Annotated in this window: 19 protein-coding genes; 10 read left to right on the plus strand and 9 right to left on the minus strand. The window is 63.4% G+C overall.

The annotated features are described in order from the left end of the window. Positions 1-34: 34 nt before the first annotated feature. The 4 genes from AAA969_RS07595 (at position 35) to AAA969_RS07610 (ending at position 3,193) form a co-directional block, all read left to right on the plus strand. The gene (locus tag AAA969_RS07595) at positions 35-505 is read left to right on the plus strand and encodes a peroxiredoxin (RefSeq protein ID WP_338245257.1); all 471 of its coding nucleotides are present in this window, start codon (positions 35-37) and stop codon (positions 503-505) included. Beyond that, entirely contained in the window at positions 471-1,313 is an 843-nt protein-coding gene (locus AAA969_RS07600; RefSeq protein ID WP_425325044.1) for a ferritin-like domain-containing protein, read from the plus strand. The genes AAA969_RS07595 and AAA969_RS07600 overlap by 35 nt, the downstream gene beginning before the upstream one ends. 112 nt (positions 1,314-1,425) lie before the next feature. Next, positions 1,426-2,658, plus strand: a complete 1,233-nt coding sequence (locus AAA969_RS07605) for a M23 family metallopeptidase (protein WP_338245261.1) — start codon at positions 1,426-1,428, stop codon at positions 2,656-2,658. Between the two features lie 55 nt (positions 2,659-2,713). After that, on the plus strand, positions 2,714-3,193 hold the full coding sequence (locus AAA969_RS07610; RefSeq protein ID WP_338245263.1) for a polymer-forming cytoskeletal protein: 480 nt from the start codon (positions 2,714-2,716) through the stop codon (positions 3,191-3,193). Positions 3,194-3,274: 81 nt separating this feature from the next. Here AAA969_RS07610 and prfB read toward each other — a convergent pair. From prfB to AAA969_RS07625, 3 genes are all read right to left on the minus strand, one after another. Then, a protein-coding gene (prfB, locus tag AAA969_RS07615) for a peptide chain release factor 2 (protein ID WP_338245265.1) occupies positions 3,275-4,403 on the minus strand; the annotation gives its coding sequence in 2 pieces (ribosomal slippage) (positions 3,275-4,333 and positions 4,335-4,403; 1,128 coding nt in all). A gap of 102 nt (positions 4,404-4,505) precedes the next feature. Next, a complete protein-coding gene (locus AAA969_RS07620) occupies positions 4,506-7,010 on the minus strand; it encodes a penicillin-binding protein 1A (RefSeq protein ID WP_338245267.1) in 2,505 nt (834 codons plus the stop codon). A 97-nt stretch (positions 7,011-7,107) separates the two neighbouring features. Beyond that, the gene (locus tag AAA969_RS07625; protein WP_338245268.1) at positions 7,108-8,301 is read right to left on the minus strand and encodes an N-acetylmuramoyl-L-alanine amidase; all 1,194 of its coding nucleotides are present in this window, start codon (positions 8,299-8,301) and stop codon (positions 7,108-7,110) included. 496 nt (positions 8,302-8,797) lie between these two features. Here AAA969_RS07625 and AAA969_RS07630 point away from each other — a divergent pair, with 496 nt between their 5' ends. From AAA969_RS07630 to AAA969_RS07645, 4 genes are all read left to right on the plus strand, one after another. Continuing rightward, complete coding sequence (locus AAA969_RS07630; RefSeq protein WP_338245270.1) at positions 8,798-11,494, plus strand: Rne/Rng family ribonuclease; 2,697 nt, start codon at positions 8,798-8,800, stop codon at positions 11,492-11,494. A 112-nt stretch (positions 11,495-11,606) separates the two neighbouring features. Continuing rightward, complete coding sequence (locus tag AAA969_RS07635) at positions 11,607-12,968, plus strand: M48 family metalloprotease (RefSeq protein ID WP_338245272.1); 1,362 nt, start codon at positions 11,607-11,609, stop codon at positions 12,966-12,968. Positions 12,969-12,979: 11 nt separating this feature from the next. Then, positions 12,980-14,164, plus strand: coding sequence for a GNAT family N-acetyltransferase (locus AAA969_RS07640; RefSeq protein ID WP_338245274.1), 1,185 nt, complete (start codon positions 12,980-12,982; stop codon positions 14,162-14,164). Further along, the gene (locus AAA969_RS07645) at positions 14,161-14,598 is read left to right on the plus strand and encodes an HIT family protein (protein ID WP_338245276.1); all 438 of its coding nucleotides are present in this window, start codon (positions 14,161-14,163) and stop codon (positions 14,596-14,598) included. Before AAA969_RS07640 ends, AAA969_RS07645 begins: the two co-directional genes overlap by 4 nt. Positions 14,599-14,619: 21 nt before the next feature. Here the strand turns inward: AAA969_RS07645 and AAA969_RS07650 are convergent, their stop codons facing one another. The 3 genes from AAA969_RS07650 to AAA969_RS07660 all read right to left on the minus strand — a co-directional run bounded on the left by AAA969_RS07650 (position 14,620) and on the right by AAA969_RS07660 (position 17,834). Then, on the minus strand, positions 14,620-15,033 hold the full coding sequence (locus AAA969_RS07650; RefSeq protein ID WP_338245278.1) for a hypothetical protein: 414 nt from the start codon (positions 15,031-15,033) through the stop codon (positions 14,620-14,622). 90 nt (positions 15,034-15,123) lie between these two features. Then, complete coding sequence (recQ, locus tag AAA969_RS07655) at positions 15,124-16,926, minus strand: DNA helicase RecQ (RefSeq protein ID WP_338245280.1); 1,803 nt, start codon at positions 16,924-16,926, stop codon at positions 15,124-15,126. Between the two features lie 80 nt (positions 16,927-17,006). Then, positions 17,007-17,834, minus strand: coding sequence for a DUF2306 domain-containing protein (locus tag AAA969_RS07660; RefSeq protein ID WP_338245281.1), 828 nt, complete (start codon positions 17,832-17,834; stop codon positions 17,007-17,009). Between the two features lie 200 nt (positions 17,835-18,034). Here AAA969_RS07660 and AAA969_RS07665 point away from each other — a divergent pair, with 200 nt between their 5' ends. Next, the gene (locus AAA969_RS07665) at positions 18,035-19,147 is read left to right on the plus strand and encodes a helix-turn-helix domain-containing protein (RefSeq protein WP_338245283.1); all 1,113 of its coding nucleotides are present in this window, start codon (positions 18,035-18,037) and stop codon (positions 19,145-19,147) included. A gap of 53 nt (positions 19,148-19,200) precedes the next feature. On the opposite strand, the gene clpA is transcribed toward AAA969_RS07665, so the two are convergent. The 3 genes from clpA to AAA969_RS07680 all read right to left on the minus strand — a co-directional run bounded on the left by clpA (position 19,201) and on the right by AAA969_RS07680 (position 23,076). Further along, complete coding sequence (gene clpA, locus AAA969_RS07670; protein WP_338245285.1) at positions 19,201-21,510, minus strand: ATP-dependent Clp protease ATP-binding subunit ClpA; 2,310 nt, start codon at positions 21,508-21,510, stop codon at positions 19,201-19,203. Positions 21,511-21,514: 4 nt separating this feature from the next. Further along, positions 21,515-21,844 carry an ATP-dependent Clp protease adapter ClpS gene (clpS, locus tag AAA969_RS07675; protein WP_338245287.1) on the minus strand — a complete coding sequence of 110 codons (330 nt, stop codon included), beginning with the start codon at positions 21,842-21,844 and terminating at the stop codon, positions 21,515-21,517. Between the two features lie 440 nt (positions 21,845-22,284). After that, positions 22,285-23,076 (minus strand): phasin family protein, encoded by a 792-nt coding sequence (locus AAA969_RS07680; protein WP_338245289.1) that lies wholly within the window; start codon positions 23,074-23,076, stop codon positions 22,285-22,287. An 88-nt stretch (positions 23,077-23,164) separates the two neighbouring features. Here AAA969_RS07680 and AAA969_RS07685 point away from each other — a divergent pair, with 88 nt between their 5' ends. Further along, positions 23,165-24,469: a D-alanyl-D-alanine carboxypeptidase gene (locus tag AAA969_RS07685; RefSeq protein ID WP_338245291.1), complete on the plus strand. Its 1,305-nt coding sequence runs from the start codon at positions 23,165-23,167 to the stop codon at positions 24,467-24,469. The last annotated feature ends 127 nt before the right edge of the window (positions 24,470-24,596 follow it).

Genomic DNA, 24,596 nt, shown 5'->3' on the forward strand with positions numbered 1-24,596 from the left:
CGACCTTGCAGGCATAACCAGACAGGGGAATGACATGACTGAACTCAAAACCGGCGACCTTGCTCCGACGTTCAAACGACCCGCCGACGGCGGTGAAGAGATCGATCTTGCCGCTTTGCGTGGCCAGATCGTCGTCTTGTATCTTTACCCCAAGGACGACACACCCGGCTGCACCACCGAGGCGCTCGATTTCACGGCAGCCGCGCCCGCGTTTGGCGAAGCCGGCGCGATCGTCATCGGCATGTCCAAGGATAGCGTCAAAAAGCATGACAATTTCAAGGCCAAACATGGGTTGCAGGTGCGTCTCGTGTCGGATCCGGACGCGGAAGTGATCGACGCTTACGGCTCCTGGGTGCTCAAGAAACTCTATGGCCGGGAGTATATGGGCATCGATCGCTCGACCTTCCTGATCGACCGCGAGGGTCGCATTGCGCGGATTTGGCACAAGGTGAAGGTCAAGGGCCATGTCGATGAAGTCCTCGCCGCCGTGCGCGACCTTGGCTGATCCATCGGACATAACAGCGCTTGCGCGAAGTGTGCTGGCGACGGCAGATCCGGTTGCCAAGTCAGACCGGGCCCGGGAGGTCGCCGCGATCTGGCGCAGCGGGACGTGCGCCTTGCCGGCCCGCGCCGGGCGCCCGCCGGATCCGCCGGCACGGCCGGCCCGACCGGTTCTGGTTGCGCCCGGCGATGTCCCGCGTCGTCGCCTGAACAGTCCGGACGGGCGCATCGCGCTGCTCCACGCGGTCGCTCATATCGAGTTCAATGCGATCGACCTCGCCTTCGACATGGTGGCCCGCTACGCCACCGACGCGGCGCTCTGCGACGCGACCCGCAACGCTTTCGTCAGCGACTGGGTCGGCGTCGGCGATGACGAGGCCCGGCACTTCCGCCTTGTCACCACACGCCTCGCCGAGCTCGACGCCGCCTATGGTGATTTTCCGGCCCATAACGGCCTTTGGGACGCCGCCATGGCGACGCGCGACTCGCTGGCGGCGCGGCTGGCGGTCGCGCCGCTGGTCCTGGAAGCGCGCGGCCTTGACGTCACACCCGGCATGATCGACCGGCTCACCTCTGCCGGGGATGCCGAGAGTGCCGCCTGCCTGCGCATTATCTATGCCGAGGAAATCGGGCATGTCGCAGCTGGCGCGCGCTGGTTCCGGCATGTCGCCGAGCGGGCCGGCGAAGACCCGGTTACCTTGTTCCAGACGCTTGTTCGCCAACAATTTCCCGGTGGCCTCAAGCCACCGTTCAACGCCGCGGCCCGGCTCCAGGCCGATCTGACGCCTGATTTCTACGAAAGCCTCGCCTGATCCGGCGCATCTCTTGCATCGGCTTGTTGATATTCGGACCCGATTTGTGTCACATGCTCGCCTTGGGGTTCGGGGCAACCATAACTGAACGGCGTATTGGATGTTCACACGAGTGAAAGAAGCTGTTTGGGGAACGGCTCAACGCTGGTTTCCGGACCGGCAGATCTACCATCGTTCCGATGGTCAGGTCCGCTACTTCGCGATCTCCACGACGGTTCAGATTTCAGCCCTCATGGGGGCGACTGTCCTGGCCGGCTGGCTTTGTTTCTCCACGGTCTCTGTGGCCTTCCATGGCCAGGCCATGGCCGCCAAGGAACATGAGATCGAACGCGAACGTCTTGAATCCCACCGTCTCGTCGCCGAAGCCCGTGCGACTGAAGCGACCGCCATCTCGCTGATGGAATCGCGGATGGAGGAGTTCGACCGCACCGCCTACGAATTCCAGATGCGCCACGAGACCCTGCGTCAGCTCGTCGAATTTGCCGAGCAGTTGACGGGTCAGGAGATGGAGCCCTCTCCCGCGCTTGATGATGGTCGTGTCCTGATGGCGGCAACGCCGGCTGACCCGACCCCGCGCGAAGCCCGTGACCCGCTGATTGCGATTGCTGCCACGGCCTCCGGCGAGCCGGAAGACCAGGTGACCTATCTGATGGGCGAGCAGGACAGCGTCCTCGCCCAGGCCGAGGATGCAACGGAAGCCCGCCTGCAGAACCTGCGCGCTGTCCTGCGTCTGACCGGCCTCGATCTCGAAGCCGTGATCGCCGACAACCGGGACAGCACAGAGACCGGCGGCCCCTTCATTCCGCTCTCCGAGTCGGATGCCTTTGCCAACGCCTCTTCGGTCAATCTTGACCAGGCCTTCTCCAGCCGGATCACGCGGATTGCTTCGCGACTCCTCGAAGTCGAAGAACTGGAAGAGTTTGTCCAGGCGGGACCGCTGGGCGAGCCGGTCGGCGACACCTACCGGCAAACCAGTGATTTCGGCGTCCGCATTGATCCGTTCAACGGCCGGCCGACCTCCCACCGCGGCATGGACTTCGCGGCCTACCGCCGGGCACCGATCCAGGCGACCGGTCCCGGGCGGGTTGTTTACGCCGGCTGGCGTGGCGGCTATGGTCGTACTGTGGAAATCGATCATGGCTACGGGTTCCTGACCCGGTATGGACATCTCCACGAAATCGACGTGCGGCGTGGTGATACTGTGGAACGCGGACAGCGTATCGGGGGGATGGGGTCCACGGGTCGCAGTACGGCCACGCACCTGCACTATGAAATCTGGTATAACGGATCGGCAATCGATCCTGAGCGTTTATTGAGAGCTGGCCAATATGTTCAACAAGGGTAACAACCACTCCTCTCCCGAGACCGGCGCCAACAGCGCCCCCCCGAAAAGGAACGCCATGAAATCGAAAGCCCCCTCTATCCTTTCCAGCGACCTCGTTTTGACGGGTACGATCGTTTCTGACGGTGAAATCCAGCTGGATGGCACGGTTGATGGCGATGTGCGCGCGGGCTCACTGATTATCGGCGAGGACGCCACCGTGTCCGGTGAAGTGCAGGCCGAGACCGTGGTCATTCGTGGCCGCGTCACGGGCAGCGTTCGCGCCCGTCAGGTCCAGCTGGCCTCTACGGCTCGTATCGAAGGCGATATTGTCCATGCCGCCCTGTCGGTCGAGAGTGGCGCATTCTTCGACGGCCATTGCCGCCATTCCTCGGATCCGCTCAAGGATACCACACCGTCCCAGCCGGCGGTCGCCAAGGATACCGGCATGAAGGCCGAACCGATGGCGAAAGCTGACAGCAAGCCGCCGGCGCCGGCCAAGGGGCAGGACCCGCTCGGTTCGCTTGAGCCGCCCGTTGCGAGCAAGTCCGGCTTCTAGAGCCAACACACGCAGACACAAGAAAGCCGGCCCTCCTCGGAGCGCCGGCTTTTTTTGTGGCCCGATCAGAGCGTGTCCCGATCAGGCGTCGTCCTCGTCGCCACCGACGCGCGCCGCCAGGGCCGCCGCCATGAAGGCATCGAGATCACCATCAAGAACGCCGCCGGTATTCGACGTCTCCACATTGGTCCGCAGATCCTTGACCATCTGATAGGGCTGCAGGACGTAGGAGCGGATCTGGTGACCCCAGCCAATTTCGCTCTTGCTGTCCGCCTCGGCCTGCGCTGCGGCCTCGCGGCGTTGCAGCTCGACCTCGTAGACACGCGCCCGCAGCATCTCCCACGCGGTTGACCGGTTCTTGTGCTGGGACCGGTCATTCTGGCACTGGACCACGATCGGCTTTTCCTCGCCCGGCATGTCATAGGTCAGGCGGACGGCAGAATCGGTCTTGTTGATGTGCTGGCCACCGGCACCGGAGGCGCGATACGTGTCGGTACGCACCTTGGACACGTCGATGTCGACCTCGATCGCGTCATCGATCTGCGGGTAGACCCCGACCGAAGAGAAGCTGGTGTGGCGCCGCGCACTGGAGTCGAACGGCGAAATCCGGACCAGGCGGTGCACGCCCGCCTCGGTTTTCAACCAGCCATAGGCGTTCTCGCCCTTGACCAGGATGGTTGTTGATTTCAGCCCGGCTTCCTCGCCAGCCTGCTCTTCCATGATCTCGGACTTGTAGCCATGGGCATTGGCCCAGCGGGTATACATGCGGGCCAGCATCGCTGCCCAGTCCTGGCTCTCGGTGCCACCAGCGCCGGAATGGATCTCGACGAAGGCGTCATTGCCATCAGCCTCGCCCGAGAGCAGCGTCTCAAGCTGGGCGCGACGCATGCGCTCTGCCAGCCGTGTGAGACCGGCAACCGCCTCCTCGACCATGTCGGCATCGTCTTCCATCTCGGCCAGCTCGATGATCTCGAGACTGTCGGACAATTCCTGCTCGGCCTCGATCACGGTCTTGATCGCGGCTTCCAGACGGTTGCGCTCGCGCATGAGCGCCTGGGCCTGCTGCGGCTGGTTCCAGAAATCAGGGGCTTCCGATTTCGCGTTCAGCTCGTCGAGACGTTTCTGGGCTGTATCCCAGTCAAAGACGCCTCCTCAGCAGGCCAACTGCCTGCTGGATTTCGTCGGACAGGGTCTGGATGTCAGCACGCATGGGCGGTCAATCCTGCTGGTCTTCTAAATCATTCGGTCGCAAGGGATAATCAGCGCGGCTCGACGAAACAAGCCATGCCGTGCAGAGACGGGACCGGCCGGATCAGTAGAGACCGCCCAGCTCGTCTTCTTCCTCATCCTCATCACCCTCTTCCTCTTCGGCAAGCAGGAAGGCGAGCGGATCATCACTGACCGAGGAACGGGCGAAGCTGAGACCGCTTTCCTCTTCATCGGTCTGGCGCGAGGGCTCTGTGCCCGGGCGGAAGGCTTCGAGAATCACGCCGGACTGGCCCAGCACGCCGGGCTCGCCATCGACGCGGTTGACCGGAACCAGACGCACACCCGGCGGAACGCGGAAGGGGGCAACCGGATAGCCTTCAAGGGCGACTTCGAGGAAGTCACGCGCGATCGGCGCGGCGACGCGGCCCCCCGCCTCGCCCGCGCCCAGCTGATAGGGCGTGTCGAAGCCGACATAGACGCCGACAACCAGGTCGGGACCAAAGCCCATGAACCAGGCATCGCGGAAATCATTCGTGGTCCCGGTCTTGCCCGCCAGGGTCCAGGGCAATGAACGCAGCGCGGTCCCCGTACCGCTCTGCACAGCGCCTTCAAGCATGTGCACGACCTGGTAGGCGGTGACAGGATCGATCACCTCTTCACGGGTCTCCGGGAAACGCGGTTCGAGAACGGTCTGGCGGTCCCAATCAGCGGTATCGCATGTGTCACAGGGCAGGACTTCGTGGGCGAAGATGGTGGCGCCGGTTCGATCCTGGACACGGTCGATGATGGTCGGCTCGACGCGGCGGCCGCCATTGACCATCGTCGCATAGGCCGAAACGAGCCGGTAAAGCGTCGTTTCGCCAGCGCCGAGCGCCATCGCCAGAACCGGCTCCAGATCATCATAGATCCCGAAACGGACGCCGTAATCGACGATGGGGGCCATCCCCATTTCCTGGGCCAGGCGAACCGTCATCACGTTCCGCGACAGCTCCAGTCCGAGCCGAAGGGTCGACATGCCATAATAGCGCTCGGAATAGTTGGACGGCATGTAGAAACGCTCATCCGCACCCCCCGACGCGATGAAGGGGGCATCGAGGATCAGGCTGGCCGGGGTATAGCCATTGTCCAGCGCCGAGGCATAGACGAAGGGCTTGAACGCCGAGCCCGGTTGCCGGCGCGCCTGGGTGGCGCGGTTGAACTGGCTGTGCTGGAAGGAATAGCCACCGACCATCGCAAGCACGCGGCCGGTATGCGGATCCATCGCCATGATCCCGCCATTGATCGCCGGCACCTGACGCAAGCCATACTGGCCCTCGGAGAAGCCCTCCTGGTCAGCAATGCTGGCGACCAGGATGACATCACCGGCGGTCAGCACCTCGGACGGACGGCTGACGGCCGGGCCGATTTCGCCGTCGGGCAGGTTTTCCCGTGCCCATTCCAGCGCCGACATCGGGATCGAACCTTCCTCGCCATTGAGCAGGCCGATCCGGGCCGCATTGGCCGTTGTCTCGAGTACGACGGCCTGCAGCCAGCCCTCGTCCAGATCGCGCGGGATGTCCACTTCGGCGAGACGCTCGGTCCAGCCGTCGCCCAGCTCGATCGTCGACAGCGCGCCGCGATAGCCGTGGCGGCGATCATAGGCTTCAAGGCCGCCCCGCAATGCGCTGCGAGCGGCGAGCTGCATGCGCGTGTCGAGCGTGGTGCGGATTGACAGGCCGCCATCATAAAGCTCGTCCTCGCCGTAAAGCGAGAACACTTCGCGGCGAACATTTTCGACGAAATACTCGGCCGCGGTGTAGGTCGCACCGGACAGGCGATCGACTGTTTCCAGCGGGCGGGCCATGGCCTCACGCGCGGCAGCCTCGGTCACATAGCCATTTTCAGCCATCCGCGAGAGCACCCAGTTGCGGCGCTCAAGGGCAGCCTCGTGATGGCGCTCAGGATGGTAATTCGCCGGCCCCTTGGGCAGCGCCGCCAGATAAGCGATCTCGTGAAGCTCGAGCTCGTCCAGCGAACGCCCGAAATAGTTCAGGGCCGCCGCAGCAACCCCATAGGCCCGGTTTCCGAGATAGATCTCGTTGAGATAGAGCTCGAGGATCTGGTCTTTGGTGAAGGCGCGCTCGATGCGGCGCGACAGGACCATTTCCTGGACCTTGCGCTCCAGGCGCTGCTCGCTCGACAGCAGGAAGTTCTTGGCCACCTGCTGCGTGATGGTCGAGGCCCCTTCGAGGCGGCGCCCCTGAAGGACATTGCTGATATTGGAGAGCCCGGCCCGGATAATGCCTCGGAAATCGAGGCCGCCATGTTCGTAGAAATTCTTGTCCTCGGCCGAAATAAAGGCGTGGACGACATTCTGCGGAATGTTGGCAATCGGCACAAAGACCCGGTGCTCACGCGCATACTCGGCGATCAGCAGACCGTCGCCGGCATGCACCCGGCTCATGATCGGCGGCTCATACTCGGCCAGCTGCTGATAGTCGGGCAGATCATCGGTCACCCGAACGACGTAGACGGCAACGGCAATGAAGCCGATGACGGCAAGAACCGCAGCCGCGATCCCACCCCAAAGGGCTGTCCGCAAGACATTACGCAAGGTGAAGATCTTCATTTTGCCCTCTGGCCACTCTATCCGCCGGTCAGCCTGTGCGATTGAGCATGACTCCGCGGCGGCATTATGGCCGCGCTCGCCGCGAGATTAAAGGGAGTCAGCGGGCTGGAAGTGCAATCGCCGTCTCGTCCAGCAACTCGCCATCATCACCACGCCGCGCGAAATAGCTGTCGATCCCGCGCGCAACCGCTTCCATCTGCCGACGACGCGCGGCCGGCGAGTTCAGATTGCTCTCGTCGGTACGGTTGGTGACAAAGCCCATCTCGAGCAGGACAGCGGGCACCCGGGGGTCCAGCAACACGAAGAGATTGGCCTGGCGATGCGGATTGGCGAGGAGCGGTCCGGCGTCGTCGAGATGCTCCAGCAGGACTTCCGCGAAGGCCGAGGACTGGTTGCGCTTCTCGCGCAGCTCAAGCTCGACCAGAATATTATTCACATCGGCTTGCTGGGTATGGTTCGAATCTTCCCGGGCCCGGGCGCGCGCCCGGTTCTCGGCGCGATCGTTCAGTGTATAGACGGCCGCGCCCCGGACATCCGGATTGCTGGAGCTGTCGGCATGGATCGACAGGAACAGGTCGGCGCGGGCGTCTTCCATCACGCCCACCCGCTCTTCCCAGGACGGGTAAACGTCGCGGTCGCGTGTCATCAGGACCTCATAGCGTCCGGTCGCCTGAAGCTGACGGCGCAGCTCGCGGGCAGCCTCCAGCGTGACCTGGCTTTCATGGGTACCACTGCGACCGATCGAACCGGGATCGCGGCCGCCATGCCCGGCATCGATAACGATGACGCGGCGCTCGCGCTGCGGCGGCACGTAAACGGCCTCGACGCGTTCGGCGATCAGCGAATCAAGTGAGTCAGCGCGGGTATGATTGAACCCCGACGCGTTCTGGAAACTGTCCGCAGTGGACCGTTCCATATCGATGACCAGGCGATGATTGCCGCCCGGCGTCGCCGGATCGAGGGCGAACTGGCTGACGATAACGGCAGGATGTTCGAGTTCGAACACCACGCGGGAGCTCGACGCGGAATTGTCGAAGAAGCGAAAACCGTCGACGAGGCCGTGTCCGACCCCCTCACCCGATGCGAGATTGGCCACCGACCAGCGCGCCTGCGGCAGGTCAACGACCAGACGGTCGGACAGGCCGTCCAGGGTAAAGGCCCGGAATTCGGCCGGCTCGGATGTTTCAATGACGACGCGCGTCGTCGCGGCTTCCACGCCAAAGCGAACATCACGGACCTCCTGGTCCGCGAAGCCCGTTCCGGCGGCCGCCAGAACGGCTGACACCGCCATGAAAAACTGTTGAACCCGCATTGTTACACCATCGCACACACCGTGATTCTGTCCACGGCTTTTGCGGAACGCTAACGCACGGAACTTGACGTTTGGTTGATGCCGGGACGGTTTTTCCAGCGGGCGTTCGCCTACGGCGGGAAAGCCTTTTCTTCCGCATTCGAATGTTGCATGTTGCCAAGGCCTTGGCGACGCACCGCCGGATAAGCCGGTCGAGTGCATGCGCCGGGCGCGAAGCGGCTGGGCCTCACAGGCCTGCCAACACGCTAATCGTCGCCCCGGTCCGACCGAAGAATAATCCGGGGCCCCGACCGCCGCGTCCACCCAAACGGTGCTGGACGCTTATGGTAACTGCCGATGCGCGGGGAGCGCCTGATGCCTAGAGCAATGAAAACAGGCCGCACCCCGTCCATCTCGCCCCCGCCGCCACGCTTGTCCCTGTCTCGCCATTTGATGGCTCACAGGCGATCGTGCGCGCGCGCAGGAGACGACTTTAATGTCCAAGAAAATGTTGATCGATGCGGGTCATCCGGAAGAGACCCGCGTCGTCGTGCTCGACGGTTCGAAAGTTGAGGATTTTGACTTCGAAGCGGCCGCTCGCCGCCCCATTCGCGGAAATATCTATCTCGCCAAGGTAACGCGTGTAGAGCCCTCGCTTCAGGCGGCGTTTGTGGAGTATGGCGGCAATCGCCACGGCTTCCTCGCCTTCAATGAAATCCACCCGGATTACTATCAGATCCCTTACGAGGACCGCATGGCCCTCGCCGAGGAAGAAGCCTCTGCGGCGCATGACGATGAAGACGAGGCTGACGACGCCAAGTCCGAAACCGTCGCCGCCGGCAATGGCGACGACGCTGACAGCGATAGCGAGAGTGAAGCCCCTGAAACCATCGGGGACGACAGCGAGGAAGACGATATCAGCGACCAGCAGGCCGCCCGTCGCCGTCGCCAGATGTTCCGCAAGTACAAGATCCAGGAAGTCATCAAGCGCCGCCAGATCCTGCTGGTGCAGGTGGCCAAGGAAGAGCGTGGCAACAAGGGGGCCGCGCTGACGACCTATCTGTCACTGGCTGGCCGCTATTGCGTGCTGATGCCGAACACGCCGCGGGGCGGCGGGATCTCCCGCAAGATCGCCAATGCGTCGGATCGCAAGCGCCTGAAGTCGGTCGTGTCCGAGCTCGATCTGCCCAAGGGTGTCGGCCTGATCATCCGCACAGCGGGGGCGTCCCGGACCAAGACCGAGATCAAGCGCGATGCCGACTACCTTTTGCGTCTGTGGACCAATATCCGCGAACTGACCCTGAATTCGGTCGCTCCGGCGCTGATTTACGAGGAAGGCAATCTGGTCAAGCGGGTGATCCGCGATCTCTACGACAAGGAGATCGACGCCGTGCTTGTGGAGGGTGAAGAAGCCTACAAGGAGGCGAAAGCCTTCATGAAGATGCTGATGCCCAGCCATGCCAAGAAGGTGCAGCACTACAAGGAAACCGTGCCGCTTTTCCTGCGCCACCAGTGTGAGGCCCAGCTCGAGGCGATCTATTCGGCCGTCGCGCCGCTCAAGTCCGGTGGCTATCTCGTGATCAACCCGACCGAGGCGCTGGTCTCGATCGACGTGAACTCGGGCAAGTCGACCCGCGAGCGCAATATCGAGGCGACCGCCCTCAAGACGAACATGGAAGCGGCGGCCGAGGCCGCCCGCCAGATGCGACTGCGTGACCTGGCCGGCCTGATCGTCATCGACTTCATCGACATGGACGAGAACAAGAATAATCGTGCCGTCGAGAAGAAGATGAAGGACATGCTGAAGCGTGACCGCGCCCGCCTGCAGGTTGGCCGCATCTCGCAATTCGGCCTGATGGAAATCTCGCGCCAGCGACGCCGCTCCAGCCTGCTGGAAGGCTCCACCACGACTTGCCCGACCTGTAAGGGCACCGGCCATCTGCGCTCGACCGAATCGAGTGCCCTCGTCGCCCTGCGCGGCCTGGAAAAGGAAGGCACGCGCGGTCGCGCCAAGCGGGTTCGCATTTCCGTTCCGACCTCGGTGGCCATCTACCTGCTCAACGAAAAGCGCGATCATCTCCTGATGATCGAACAGCGCTTCGCAATGAGCATCTCGGTGACCGCCGATGACAGCATCCTGGCACCGGAATTCTCGATCGAGGCCCTGGAGAACCGCGAGCCGGGTGAAGAACTCCCGATCGCGCCGCTGTCGGTCGAATCGATCGAGGCGATCGAGATCGATGACACCTCCGATGAGGATGACGACGAGGATGAGGCGGAAGCCCGGGGCGAGGGTCGCGATGAGCCGCGCGACGCGTCCGGTGGCCGTCGCCGCCGTCGCCGCCGTCGTCGCAAGCCGTCGTCGGACGATACGGCTGCCGCCATGGAAGTCGTCAATGTCGAGGCCGATGGCCAGGACGATGATGATGAGGGTGACGAACCGAAGGCTGCCCGCAGCGCCAGCGATGAGGATGGTGATGACCAGCCGCGCCGCCGCCGCCGTCGTGGTCGCCGCGGTGGTCGCGGACGCCGTCGCACCGAGGATGAGGTCAATGCGGACGAAGCCGGTACCGAATCCGGTGACGCCACTGACGCGGCCGCACCGGCAGCCGACGAAGGCACGGAAACCGGGGTCCCGGCGGAGACCGCGGTTGCGGATTCGGCGTCCGGGGATGCCCCGTCCGACAGCGCCGAGGCCAGCGAAGAGAAGCCGAAGCGCAAGCGGACTCCGCGTCGCCGCTCGACCAAATCCGAACCGGTAGCCGAAGCTCCGGCTGAGACCGACGTGACCGCTGAACCGGCGGCCGAAGCCGAGGCTCCGGTCGCGGAGGAGGCTCCGAAGAAGCGCACCCGTCGCCCCCGCAAGAAAGCGGCGGACGTTGAGGCCGAGGCCGCTGCCGCGGCAACGCAAACGGACACCGCCGAGGCCGCACCAGCCGCCGAGGACGAGGCGCCGAAGCCGAAGCGTCGCGCCCCGCGTCGCAAGAAGGCCGAGGAACCGGTCGCAGAGACGGCTCCGGCGAAGCCAGTTGAACCGGCTGCAGAGCCGGCGGCCGAAACGCAGCCGGAGGCGACGGAATCCGAGCCGGAAGCCAGTGAGACTGAAACCGCTGCGGCCGAGAAGCCTGCCAAGGATGATGGCAAGCCGAAGCGTCGCGGCTGGTGGAACCGGACAGGCTTGTTCGGCAACTGATCAGGATCAGGGTTGCCCGGCGGTGCCGGGCAACCCATCTTGATAGAGGACGTGGCGTCCTGGGGTGATGCTGCTATCATGGGCCGAGCGGGGGCCGATCAGTGGAGGCAGGATGTCCATCCTGAAAACCGTCGCTACAGCCTGCGTTCTTGCTGTGGCCACACATGCGTCAAGCCTGGCTCAATCCTTGATCCGGGACACGGAAATCGAGCACATGCTGCGCGATTATTCCGACCCCATTCTCGAAGCCGCCGGCCTGCGCCCCGCTGATGTCGATCTCTACATCGTCGCTGATCCCACGCTGAACGCCTTCGTCACCGGTGGCCAGAACATCTTCCTGCACACCGGAATCATCCTGGAATCAGAAACCCCCAATCAGCTCAAGGGCGTGATTGCGCACGAAGCCGGCCATATCTCCGGCGCGCACCTGGCCCGCGTGGGCGATGGTGTATCCGCCGCCCAAGCGCCGATGTTCGTCAGCCTCGGGCTCGGCGTCCTTGCAGCCCTGGCCGGGGAAGGCGGAGCCGCCGGGGCCCTGCTCGCCTCATCGCAGCAATTCGGTGCGCTCTCCTTCATGACCTATAGCCGCGCCCAGGAGGCCTCCGCCGATCAGGCCGGGCTGCAATTCCTTGAGGCGAGCGGCCAGTCCGCCGAAGGGCTGGTGCAATTCTTCGAGCGTTTCCGCTACCAGGAAGTGATGTCGAACGCGCGGCGTTATCCGTATTTCCGCTCGCACCCGCTCTCCTCGGAGCGGATTTCCAATCTGCGCGGCGGGGCAACCGAGTCGCCCTATTACGAGACCGTCGACAGTCCCGAGGAAATCGCCCGTCTGCAGCGGATCCAGGGCAAGATTTACGGCTTTCTGGCTGAACCGGAATTTGTCTTCTATCGCTATCCCGAGAGCGATCAGAGCCTGCCCGCGCGTTACGCCCGGGCCGTGGCCTATTATCATGACGCCCGCCTTGACCGGGCGCTCGAGGAAATCGAGAGCCTGCTCGAGGAAGAGCCGGACAACCCCTATTTCCATGAGCTCCATGGCCAGATGCTGTTTGAAAGCGGGCATGCCGAAGATGCGATCGAGCCGAACCGCCGTTCGGTCGAGCTGGAACCCACCGCTCCGTTGCTTCGGGTCAACCTCGCCAACGCAATGATCGCGACCGATAATCCGGACTATCTGGAAGAAGCCGCCCAGCATTTGCGGGTGGCGCTGGATATCGAGCCCGACAATGGTTTCGCCTGGTATCAGCTCTCCATCGTGCATGAGCGCAATGGCGATACGGCGCTGGCCCAGCTGGCGATTGCCGAGCAATCCTACGCCGCCGGCAACCGCCAGCGCGCTCATCAATTTGCCTCGCGCGCGCGGACAGCGCTGGAAATCGGAACGCCGGCCTGGGTGCGCGCGACAGAGATCGAGGCCGTGTCCATTCCGACCGAGGCAGAGATGCGGCAGATGCGTCGCCAGCAGCGCAACTGATCGGACCCTGCATGGCACCGCCTCCGGCTGATGATGGCGAAACCGCGCCGACCCTGACCGTGCAGCCGGTCGACGGCCTTACCGAGATCGCCCGCGAGGACTGGGACCGGCTGGCCAATCCACCCGATCTCGAGTTCGACCCCTTTCTGAGCTGGGACTTTCTGCAAGCGCTGGAAGCGAGCGGTTGCGTCGGCGAGGGAACCGGGTGGATGCAACGCCATCTGATCGCCCGCGATCGCGCCGGCCAGCTGGTCGGCGCCGTCCCGCTCTATGTCAAATCTCACTCGATGGGCGAATACGTGTTCGACCATGCCTGGGCCGACGCCTATGAGCGCGCCGGCGGGCAGTATTACCCCAAGCTCCTGACCGCTGTGCCCTTCTCGCCGGTCACCGGTCGCCGCATCCTGGCTGACAGTGCCGAGCTGCGCCGCGCCCTCGCCCTCGCCGCGTGCGATATCACCACGCGTTGGGGGGCCTCAGGCTGGCATGTGAACTTCCCGGACGCCGCCGGGCTGGCCGAGCTGCACGAGATCGGGCTGCTGCCCCGCGCCGACCGGCAATATATCTGGTCCAACCGGAATTATGGCAGCTATGACGACTTTCTTGCCGACCTCGCCTCACGCAAGCGCAAGGCCCTGCGCAAGGAGCGGGCGGCGGCCCGGGACGGGATCGAGATCGAACACCTCACCGGTGATCAATTGCGACCGGAGCACTGGGACGTCTTCTATGCCTGCTACCAGGAGACCGGCTCGCGCAAATGGGGCTATCCTTACCTCAACCGTGCCTTCTTCGACCTGCTCCATCAGCGACTGGCTGACCGGGTTCTTCTGGTCATGGCCAAGAAGGACGGGCGCTATATCGCGGCCGCGCTTAACCTGATCGGCTCCCACGCGCTCTACGGTCGCTATTGGGGCAAGCTGACGGACCACCCCTTCCTGCATTTCGAGCTCTGCTACCACCAGGCCATCGATGCCGCGATCGCCCTCGGACTGGAGCGGGTCGAGGCCGGCGCCCAGGGCGAGCACAAGCTGGCCCGTGGCTATCGGCCAAGCCAGGTCCACTCCGCCCATTTCATCACCAATGAGGGTTTCCGGCAGGCCGTCGATCAGTATCTTGATCAGGAGCGTGCTGCCGTCCGGACCGAGATCCGCCTGCAGGATGAAGAGAGCCCGTTTCGAAAGGACCTGACCCCATGAGCCTCGACGGCCAATACGATCCCGAAAACATCTTCGCGAAAATCCTGCGCGGCGACCTGCCCTGCGTGAAGGTCTATGAGGACGAGCACGTCCTCTCCTTCATGGACCTGTTTCCGCAGGCACCCGGTCATGTCCTGGTGGTTCCGCGTGAACCGGCACGCAATGCGCTCGAATTGACTGACGGCGCGCTCCAGGCGGCCATTGTGCGCGTGAAGCGGATTGCCAATGCGGTCAGGACGGCGCTGGCACCGGATGGGATTGTCTTGACCCAGTTCAACGGCGCACCGGCCGGTCAGACCGTCTTCCACGTCCATTTCCACATCATCCCCCGCCGCGAGGGTGAAGCCCTCGGCGCCCATGGTGGTGGTCAGGCGGACATGGACGTTCTCAAGGTCCAGGCGGCGCGGATTGCGGCCGCCATCGAGATGCCCTGACCATGATACCGGGACCGGCGCTCAGCGCAGCCGACCCTCGAAGGTCAGATAGACAAGCAGCGCAATGATCGTGCCCTGGAGGGTAAAGGAGAACAGCGCCCAGGCGTCCGCATTCACCATCGTCGAGAAGAGATTATTGCTGCCCATGATCACCCAGTCAGCCCGATCAAGGACGAAGGACAGGATGAATGCCGGCAAGGCGAGGCGACGCCCGGCAAGCACCAGTCCAAGGGCGACGAAGTTCATGGCCACGTGCGAGAAGAAAAAGACTTCCTGCATGACGGTGAGGCTCTGGACGAAAGCCGCGGCCAGCACCGGGTCCGGCCACAGGTCGAGCCGGGCGGTCAGGTCGTTCACGGCCCAATAGGCACCGTAAGCGACCTGGAGAGATAGAAAGCCGACCAACATGAAAAATGGCGTGTCGCGACGAGTCATGCGGCTCCCATAAACCTTCATGGATAGGTTGGTGCGCATAACTCCATGAATTGACGCGCCTGTCATCCCCGCGCGGCACAATTCCATCAATCAGGCATGGGTTTTCAGAACATCAAGAAAGATCGTTCCGAAGGTCTCCAGCTTCTTGGGTCCCACGCCGTTGACCGAGGCCATCTGCTCCAGATTGGACGGACGAAGATGGGCCATGTCGATCAGGGTGGCATCGGAAAAAACGACATAGGCCGGCACATTGCGCTGCGCAGCCAGCTCACGGCGCGCGGCCTTGAGCGCTCCGAGCAAGGTCGCGTCGACTCCGGCAGCCTCCGCCTCGATGGCCTTGCGCGGGCGTTTGGCTTTGGCTTCCCGCGCCGTGATCTCCCGAATCTCGACCGTCCGCTCGCCCTTGAGTACCGCGCGCGCGTCTGATGTCAGCTTGAGCGCGCCAAATCCCTGGATATCAATCTCGATCAGACCGGCAGCCACACACTGACGGACCAGACCCTGCCAGAAGGGCTTGGGACGATCCGCGCCGACGCCGTGGGTCGGCAGCGCATCATGACCGCGGGCGCGGATCTTCTCGGTATCGGCCCCGCGCAGGACATCGATCACGTGCGCTGTACCGAACATTTCGCCCGTGCGCACGATCGCCGAGAACAGCATTTGCACCTCGCGCGTGCCATCAATCAGGGTTGGCGGATCCAGGCAGAGATCGCAATTGCCGCACGGCTCGCCGCCGGTTTCACCGAAATAGGCGAGCAGCGACAAGCGCCGGCATCGGGTCGCTTCGCAATAGGCCAGCAAGGTATCGAGGCGCTTGTGCTCACGTCGGATATGCTCGCCATCCTCGCCATCCTGATCAATGAACTGACGCCGCATGCGGGCATCGGCGAGGCCGAACAGCATCATCGCTTCAGCCGGAAGTCCATCGCGGCCGGCGCGGCCGATCTCCTGGTAATAGGCTTCCATGGAGCCCGGCATGTGGAGATGGAAGACATACCGGATATCCGGCTTGTCGATCCCCATGCCGAAAGCGATGGTCGCCACCATCACCACCGCCTCCTCGGCCATGAAGCGTTCCTGGTTCTCACGTCTGACTTCGGGGGCCAGCCCGGCATGGTAGGGCAAGGCGTGGTAGCCCTCCGCCCGTAGCAGCGCTGCGACCTCCTCGGTCGACTTGCGCGACAGGCAGTAGATAATCCCCGACACGCCGCGCCGCCCATCGAGAAAGTCCAGCAATTGCGGCTTCCAGCTGGCTTTCGGCGCGACAGACAGGGTGAGATTGGGCCGGTCAAACCCGTGCACGACGATCTCGCCGCCCTGACCGAACAGCTTGCCGGCAATATCCGCCCGGGTGGCCTCATCCGCCGTCGCCGTGAAAGCCGCCAGCCGCGCCTTCGGGAAGCGCTCCCGCAGCCGGCCAAGATCCTCATACTCCGGGCGGAAACTGGCGCCCCATTTGGAGATGCAGTGCGCCTCATCAACCACGAACATCGCCGGACCGACCGTGTCGAGCGCCGCCAGCATGCGGCCGGTCATCAATCGCTCGGGCGACAGGTAAAGCAGGCGTATCTCGCCCGACTGCACCCTGCGCCAGTCCTCGACATTGTCATTGCGGTCGCGGCCGGAATGGATCGCAGCCGCCGCGACGCCATTCGCCTGCAGGGCCGCAACCTGGTCGTCCATCAAGGCGGTCAGCGGTGAAATGACCACCGTCAGCCCGTCCAGCAGCAGCGCCGGCACCTGATAGCAGATCGACTTGCCGGCCCCGGTCGGCATGACGCACAGCGTCGGGCGCCCGGCCAGGATATGGTCGACAATATCGGCCTGCCCAGGCCGGAAACCGGGGAAGCCAAAGGTCGAGCGAAGCAAGGCTTCGGGAGTGGGCTGCGGCATGGATCAGTTCTCGGTGACGGCCCCCCTCTTCTGCGGGACTTCGCGGATCGCTTCAATGCGCAGCACACACGCGAGGCCCGTCAGAATGCGATATTGGGCGACCACATCATCATCCACGCCCCGAATACGCCGAGCGCGGTGACCCCGGCACCGGCCGTAATCACTCCTGCGAGGACAAGCTTGAAGGCGCTGGACCGGCTGTCCCGCGCGCGCTGGTAGAGTTCCAGCAAGGTCAGCGGGATAAGGAAGGCGGCATAGGGGATGAGAATATCGGCCGGCCCGCTCAGGCTCCGGCTCATTCCGGCGCCACCGCTGGCGATGGCCCACGCCATGTAGGCAACCCGGACAAACCAGACACCATTGACGACCAGGAAGAGGCGCATGGCCCAGCGACGGTGCTTGTCGATCTGGCGGGCGATCGCGAAGCGCAGCGTGAATGCGGCGGTGATCAGGATGAGAAGACCATCAATTGTGGTGCCCAACGCCGCCCAGTCATTCATCCGCGTGCCGCGGACCCAGATCAGGATAATCCCGCCGACGGCCAGAAACACGGCGACCGACATGTAGGCCCGGCCGGTCCAGCGGTGGAAAGCGGGAAGGCGCCGCCTGATGACGGGCAGGAGTTGCAGCACGCCGGCGAGGCTGACAAAGGCCGCCAGCAGGACATGGGAGATAAAGCCCAGATTGCCCAGCCAGTCGCCCTGGACATAGCCGTCGATCAGACCGGTCTCGTTCCAGCGTTCATAGGCCCCCGAAGCGGTGCGCGGGATGTAGGCGCCCAGGATGTAGTAAGTGAAGAGCCATTGACCGGCAGCAGCGATGGCAAACCAGAGCACGCCGCTTCCGGCGAGCAGAGCCTGCGGGGTCAGGCGACGACTCAGCGCCTGCCCGGAAATTCTGTCAGACATAGATGATCCCATTGTCAGAATGTGCGATTTCGCGCCCAGCGGGGGCAACGGGATCGCTTCACCATGGCCAGCCAGAGGCGTCTCGCCGATTTGGAAATCGGCCAAACTTTCCCAACAGCCCGGCGTCGCGGTATGATAATGCCCTGAAGTGTGCGACACGGTGCACCGCTTTGGGGGCACCGTGTCGGGAGATGTGGCCAATGTCTGAAATCGCAGTCGCCTTAAAGCTGGTGGTCTCGGCGGCAGCCGTCGCATCGATCCTCGTCATTCTCGGGCGCCGCCAATTCAGCGGTCTCCTGCTCGCCTGGGCGATTTTCAGCGCCGGACTCGCGGCGACCATGTTGAGCGACGTTATCGGCGGCATACCCGCCCCCCTGGCCGCCTCTCTGGCGATAGCAGCCTGCGCCAGCTGCAGCTGCTTCTGGCTGGTGTCCCGCGGCCTGTTCCGCGTTGATGTCGGATTTGGCTGGCCCCAAGCCATCCTGGTCGGCGGGATCTTCGCGCCGTCAATCATCAAGCAAGCCCTGATCGCCCTGCCGGCGGATCAACTGCTCGGCGAAGCCAGCCTGTCCGGGATTATCGCGGCCTTGCTCGGCTTCCAGACCATGCTCAGCTCGACCGTCCTCGTCCTCGCCTTCTGGGAAGGCGTGCGCGGCTGGTCGGCCAAACAATCACGACCGGAGCGTCGCTTCCGGATCGGCTATCTCGCGACTTTCGGCTGCGGCGTTGCGATCTGTGTCATGTTGCTGGACCACGGCAACTCAACCCGCATCGACCCGGCGCTGATGTCCCTGCTCCAGGCATCGTGTGCCGCCGCAATCTTCCTGGTGGCCGGTCTTGGCGTGATCTGGCGGACGCGAACGCCACTGATCGAGGAGGCGCCGGTCGAACCGGCACTGTCGGCCCCGGCAACCACAGAGGAACGGGCCATGGGCCGGTGGTTGCGCCAACGCGTGGAGACGGAGCAGCTCTATCTTGATCCCGAGCTGAAAGTCGCGAGCCTCGCCCGCCGTCTGCGCGAGCCGGACTATCGGATCAGCCGCGCCATCACCGCCGGCCTTGGTGAGCGCAACTTCAACCGCTTCATCAACCGCTACCGGATCGGACACGCCAAGACCCTGCTGCGCGACCGCACGCGCCGTGAGAGCAGCATCCTCGATATTGCCCTGGACAGTGGCTTTGCCTCGATCGGCCCGTTCAACCGGGCCTTCAAGGACAGCGAGGGGGTCACCCCGCGCGTCTATCGCGGCAGCCCCTCACCTGCCGGCGCCCGTAACACCGGCCAAACGGCTCCGGATGTCCTGACCCACTAACGAAAAACGGCGCCCCTTGGGGCGCCGCTGATCTGTGACAGTCGGAAAGAAGATCAGACCTCTTCCTTCTTGTCCTTTTTCTTCGCATTGCGCGGCAGGAGCCGGTCACCCGGCGTGATGTGGAAATCGAGGCGTTCGCTGTCGGCCGCGTCGACATCGACCTTCACCAGTCCGCCCTTCTTCAGCTCACCGAACAGGATCTGGTCCGCCAGCGGCTTCTTGATGTGCTCCTGGATCACCCGAGCGAGCGGACGGGCCCCGAAGCGGCTGTCATAGCCACGCTCGGCGAGCCAGGCCGTGGCATCCGGGGTCAGCTCGAACGTCACACCGCGATCGATGAGCTGGGCTTCCAGCTGCAGGACGAATTTCTCGACCACGCGGCCGATTGAATCCGGCGACAGCGGGGCGAAGGGAATGACCGCATCGAGACGGTTGCGGAATTCCGGCGTGAACAGGCGTTCGACCGCCTTGTCGGCCTCATCCGTCTTCTTGCCGCGACCAAAGCCGATCGATTCCTTCTGCGCGTCGGAGGCGCCCGCATTGGTCGTCATCACCAGGATGACATTGCGGAAGTCGACCTTCTTGCCATTGCTGTCTGTCAGCGTGCCATTGTCCATCACCTGCAGGAGGATGTTGAACAGGTCCGGGTGGGCTTTCTCGATCTCGTCGAGCAGCAGCACCGAGTGCGGATGCTGGTCGACGCCATCGGTCAGCAAACCGCCCTGGTCGAAGCCGACATAGCCCGGAGGCGCGCCGATCAGACGGGAGACGGCATGGCGTTCCATGTACTCCGACATATCGAAACGCTGAAGCTCGATGCCGAGCGTCTCGGCCAGCTGTTTGGTCACCTCGGTCTTGCCGACGCCGGTAGGCCCCGAGAAGAGGTAGCAGCCGATCGGCTTGTTGGGCTCGCGCAGTCCGGCCCGTGACAGCTTGATTGCCGTCGAGAGCTGGTCGATGGCCGACTCCTGGCCAAACACGACGCGCTTCAGATCCGCCTCGAGCGATTTGAGCGATTGCTCGTCATCCTTCGACACCGACTTCGGCGGGATGCGGGCCATCGTCGCGACAATACCCTCGACCTCTTTCACGCCGATGGTCTTCTTGCGCTTGGACACCGGCTGCAGACGCATCTGGGCGCCGGCCTCGTCGATCACGTCGATCGCCTTGTCCGGCAATTTGCGGTCGCCCATGTAGCGTGCCGACAGCTCGACGGCCGATTTCAGCGCGTCATTGGTGAAGCGGACATCGTGGAAGTCCTCGAAATAGGTCTTCAAACCTTGCAGGATCTTGATCGCATCGGGCACGGACGGCTCGGCGACATCAATCTTCTGGAAGCGCCGGACCAAGGCCCGGTCCTTCTCGAAATGCTGACGGTATTCCTTGTAGGTGGTCGATCCCATGCAGCGCAGGCTACCCGATTGCAGGGCCGGCTTGAGCAGGTTCGAGGCATCCATGGCGCCGCCCGACGTGGCGCCGGCACCGATGACGGTGTGGATCTCGTCGATGAAGAGAACGGCGTCGTCCTTTTCCTCGAGCTCCTTGACCACCTGCTTCACACGCTCCTCGAAATCACCGCGATAGCGGGTTCCGGCGAGCAGCGAACCCATGTCCAGCGAGTAGATGGTAGCCCCCGCCAGAACATCGGGAACCTGATGCTCGACAATCTTGCGCGCGATACCTTCCGCGATTGCGGTCTTGCCAACGCCCGGATCACCCACCAGCAGCGGGTTGTTCTTGCGCCGGCGGCAGAGCACCTGAACGCAGCGCTCGACTTCGGCGTCGCGACCGATCAGCGGATCAACGCCGCCCTTGCGGGCCTTTTCATTGAGATTGACCGTATAGGCCGTGAGAGCATCGCCGTCCTTCGGCGTTTCCTCGGCCTCTTCTGTGCCGCGAACGGCGCGCTCTTCCGAGGCGCCCGGCTTGCGGCCGATCCCGTGCGAGATGAAGTTCACCGCGTCGTAACGGGTCATGTCACGCTCGGCGAGGAAGTAGGCCGCGTGGCTCTCGCGTTCGGCGAACAGGGCCACCAGCACATTCGCGCCCGTGACTTCCTCGCGTCCGGCATTCTGGACGTGGATGACGGCGCGCTGGATCACCCGCTGGAAGCCGGCGGTCGGCTTGGCGTCTTCCTCATCATCGACTGCGAGCTCGGTGAGCTCGTTGTCGACATATTCGGTCAGGGTTGCGCGCAGCTCGTCGAGATCGACGTCGCAGGCTTTCATGACCGCCGCGCCGTCCTGGTCGTCAACCAGAGCAAGAAGGAGATGCTCCAGGGTGGCGAATTCATGCCCACGCTCATTGGCGTAGCCCAGAGCGCGGTGCAGGCTGTCTTCGAGATCTGAAGAGAATGAAGGCACCACTCTATTCCTTTTCCATTGTGCACTGCAGCGGGTGTTGGGCCCGCCGTGCGGCGTCCATGACCTGGGCTACCTTTGTCTCGGCAACCTCGTACGTATACACGCCGCACATACCGACACCGTTCTGATGAACATGCAGCATGATTCGGGCTGCATCCTCGGGCGACTTCCGGAAAATCTGGACGAGAACCTCGACCACGAATTCCATCGGCGTGTAGTCATCATTGAGTAGCAAGACACGGTAAAGCGAAGGTTTCTTGGTCGCCGGACGGGTCTTCGTAGCGAGGCCGTTTTCTTCCTCTACGCCCGCATCATCTTGTTTTCGTTCAGTCATATTTTAAACGTGCTCGAATATTACTGCGCTACTCACAGGTACAGATAGGAATCCGGACCGCGCTTGAAAAGAGACGGCCCGCAGCGCCGTCGCACCGCAATAATAACACGCCGCACAAATTCTTGCTTCCCGTTTCACTGAGAAACGCCTAAACAGACGCTCCCTGCACATCTGGGGAGCCGCCGGTTCTATCACGGGCCCGGTCGGGGAGGACACCAGCGTTTCGTCAGCAGCCGGAAAATCGGCGCCGGAGCGCACAGGATCTGACAGCCGCGACAGCGGATGCGGGTCCCGAACGGTCAAAAGGCCACGCCGCCTCACGGTCCCAAGACCAGCAAGAGGCGATATCGCAACAGACCAACCGACAAAAAAAGGGCCCGGTGAGAAATCACCGGGCCCAGTCGGGGAGGAAAACTCCAAAACTCGATAGTCGGCCAGGCTCAGCGCTGCGTTTGCGCGAATTCCATGGCGGCCGAAACGCGATCATTGATCGGCTTCACCGAGTTTTTGAACAGGTCGGAGAAGAGCTCGGAGGTCTTGTTGACCTCGGCGAGGTAATTTTCCATCGCCGTTTTTGTGAACTCGGACTGGATCTCGAACATCTCCTGGACCGATTTGGCCGAGGCAAACTTCTTGGTCGCAGCGACGCTGTCTTCCATCGCCGACTTGGCGTAGGTGACGGCGTTGGCGTTCGCGGTTTCGAAGCCCTTGCCGGCGAGGGTCGCGGAAGCGATCATCGCATCGACCGTTTCCTTCTGGAAGTTGCTGGCCTCGGTGACCGATTTCAGCGTCTTCTCGAAACCTTCCTTGAGCGCTTCGTTGCTCGCGGCGGTCATGCTCTCAATGGTGTCATTCATGGCAAAGCTCTTTACGTTACGGGCGGCCGGTTTGGCTTTCGGGGCCGGCTTGGCAGCCTTGGGGGCGGTTTTGGACGGCGCGGATTTCGCAGTCACCGTCGACTTTTTCGGCGCGGCCTTTTTGGCTTTGACCGGCTTGGCCTTGGCAGGCTTCCTCGGTTTGGCCGGGCTCGCCTTCGCTGTCGTCTTCACGGACTTCGCAGTCGCCGGCGCGGACTTTGGTGCGCTCGGGGCAACCGCTTGAACAGCAGTCGCTTGCGTTTCGGTGGAAGGTGTATCGACGTCGCTCATCGCGGGTTGGGTCTCTTTGTTAAACTTGCTGCGAATGCTCTTCGCAGTCGCAACATTAATACGAATACAGACGGCTCCGGTCAAGCCATTTATTGTGCGCTGCACAAAATATATCTGATGACGGCTCCCACGCCTTAACCGACTGGCAATGCGCGACGGTCAGGCTGCCAGGATGATCAAAGCCGCCCGCCTCCTCATCCTCTCGGCCAGCCTTGCTCTGGCGGGACTGTCCACGCCAGCACTGGCAGACAATTCGCGCTATGCCGCCTTTGTCGTCGAGGAGAATACCGGCGTCGTCCTGCACTCGCGCCGGTCGGAAGCTGAACGCTACCCCGCATCGCTGACCAAGATGATGACCCTCTACATGCTGTTCTCGGCGCTCGAGGCTGGCGATATCGGGCTGAACGACCAGATCCGCGTTTCCGCCAATGCGGCAAATGCCAGCCCGTCACGACTGGGTCTGCGCGCCGGCGACACGATCACTGCCGAAAACGCCATTCGCGCGCTTGTGGTCAAGAGCGCGAATGATGTCGCGATCGCGGTCGGTGAACGCCTCGGCGGTGGTGAAAGCCGCTTTGGCGAACTGATGACCACCCGCGCGGCGGAACTCGGCCTGACCAGCACGCAATTCCGCAATGCCTCGGGCCTGCCCAATTCGCGCCAGACCACGACGGCGCGCGACATGGCTCGTCTCGCGATCGCCCTGCACAGGGATTTTCCGCAGTATTTCGACTATTTCAACGAAACCAGCTTCACCTGGGACGGTCGCACCTACCGCAATCACAACACGCTCGTCGGACGCGTCCCCGGCGTCGACGGGTTGAAAACCGGCTATATCCGGGCATCCGGCTTCAACGTCGTTGTCTCGGCAGAACGCGGCGATCACCGCCTCGTCACCGTCATCATGGGCGGTCCGAGCGCTGCGGCTCGCGATGCCCACGCCGAGGAGCTGATCGAGGCTGCCTTCGCCACCCTTGAGCAGCGCGAGGACACGCGCCTCTTTGCCGCCCTCTCCTCGCCGCGCATCAACCCGGTGCGGCAGCAGGACCTGATCGCCCGCGACGTGGCCGCCCTGCACCTCAACGAGCCAACGGAAATGGGGTCTGCCAATCAGCCGCCGCCGCTCCAGGTCGTCCTCGCCGACGAGGACGATATGCGGGTCGCCCCGCTCGCGCCCGCTCGCGACCCGATTGCTGCCACGCAATCAAGGTCCGAGCCAAGCCTGATCCATGGCGCCTGGGCCGTGCAGGTTGGCGCCTACAACACCGCCGATGCGGCTCATGACCGTCTCGCCGAAGTCGCCATTTTCTCCGGCGCCCTGCTTGAAGCCCAGCCCGCTGCCCGCGCCGTCACCATCAGTGGTGACCGCCTGTGGCGGGCCCGCTTCGAGGCGCTGACCGAGGATCAGGCGCGGCTGGCCTGTCGTGATCTCTCGGCCCGCGACCACCCGTGTTTTGCGGTCGCACCGGGACGCTGACCGTCCCCTCATCTCTGGCTTTTTGGTTCGGTTCGTCGCAGCGTATGCGTGTTGGGCTGGAATCCCCGGCTCGGTTGACACAACCTTGTCGCTCGAACACTTTCGCGCGCCTTGGCCGCCGCCTGGC

This window comes from Maricaulis maris (genome assembly GCF_036322705.1).
In the GTDB taxonomy this organism is placed as follows: domain Bacteria; phylum Pseudomonadota; class Alphaproteobacteria; order Caulobacterales; family Maricaulaceae; genus Maricaulis; species Maricaulis maris_B.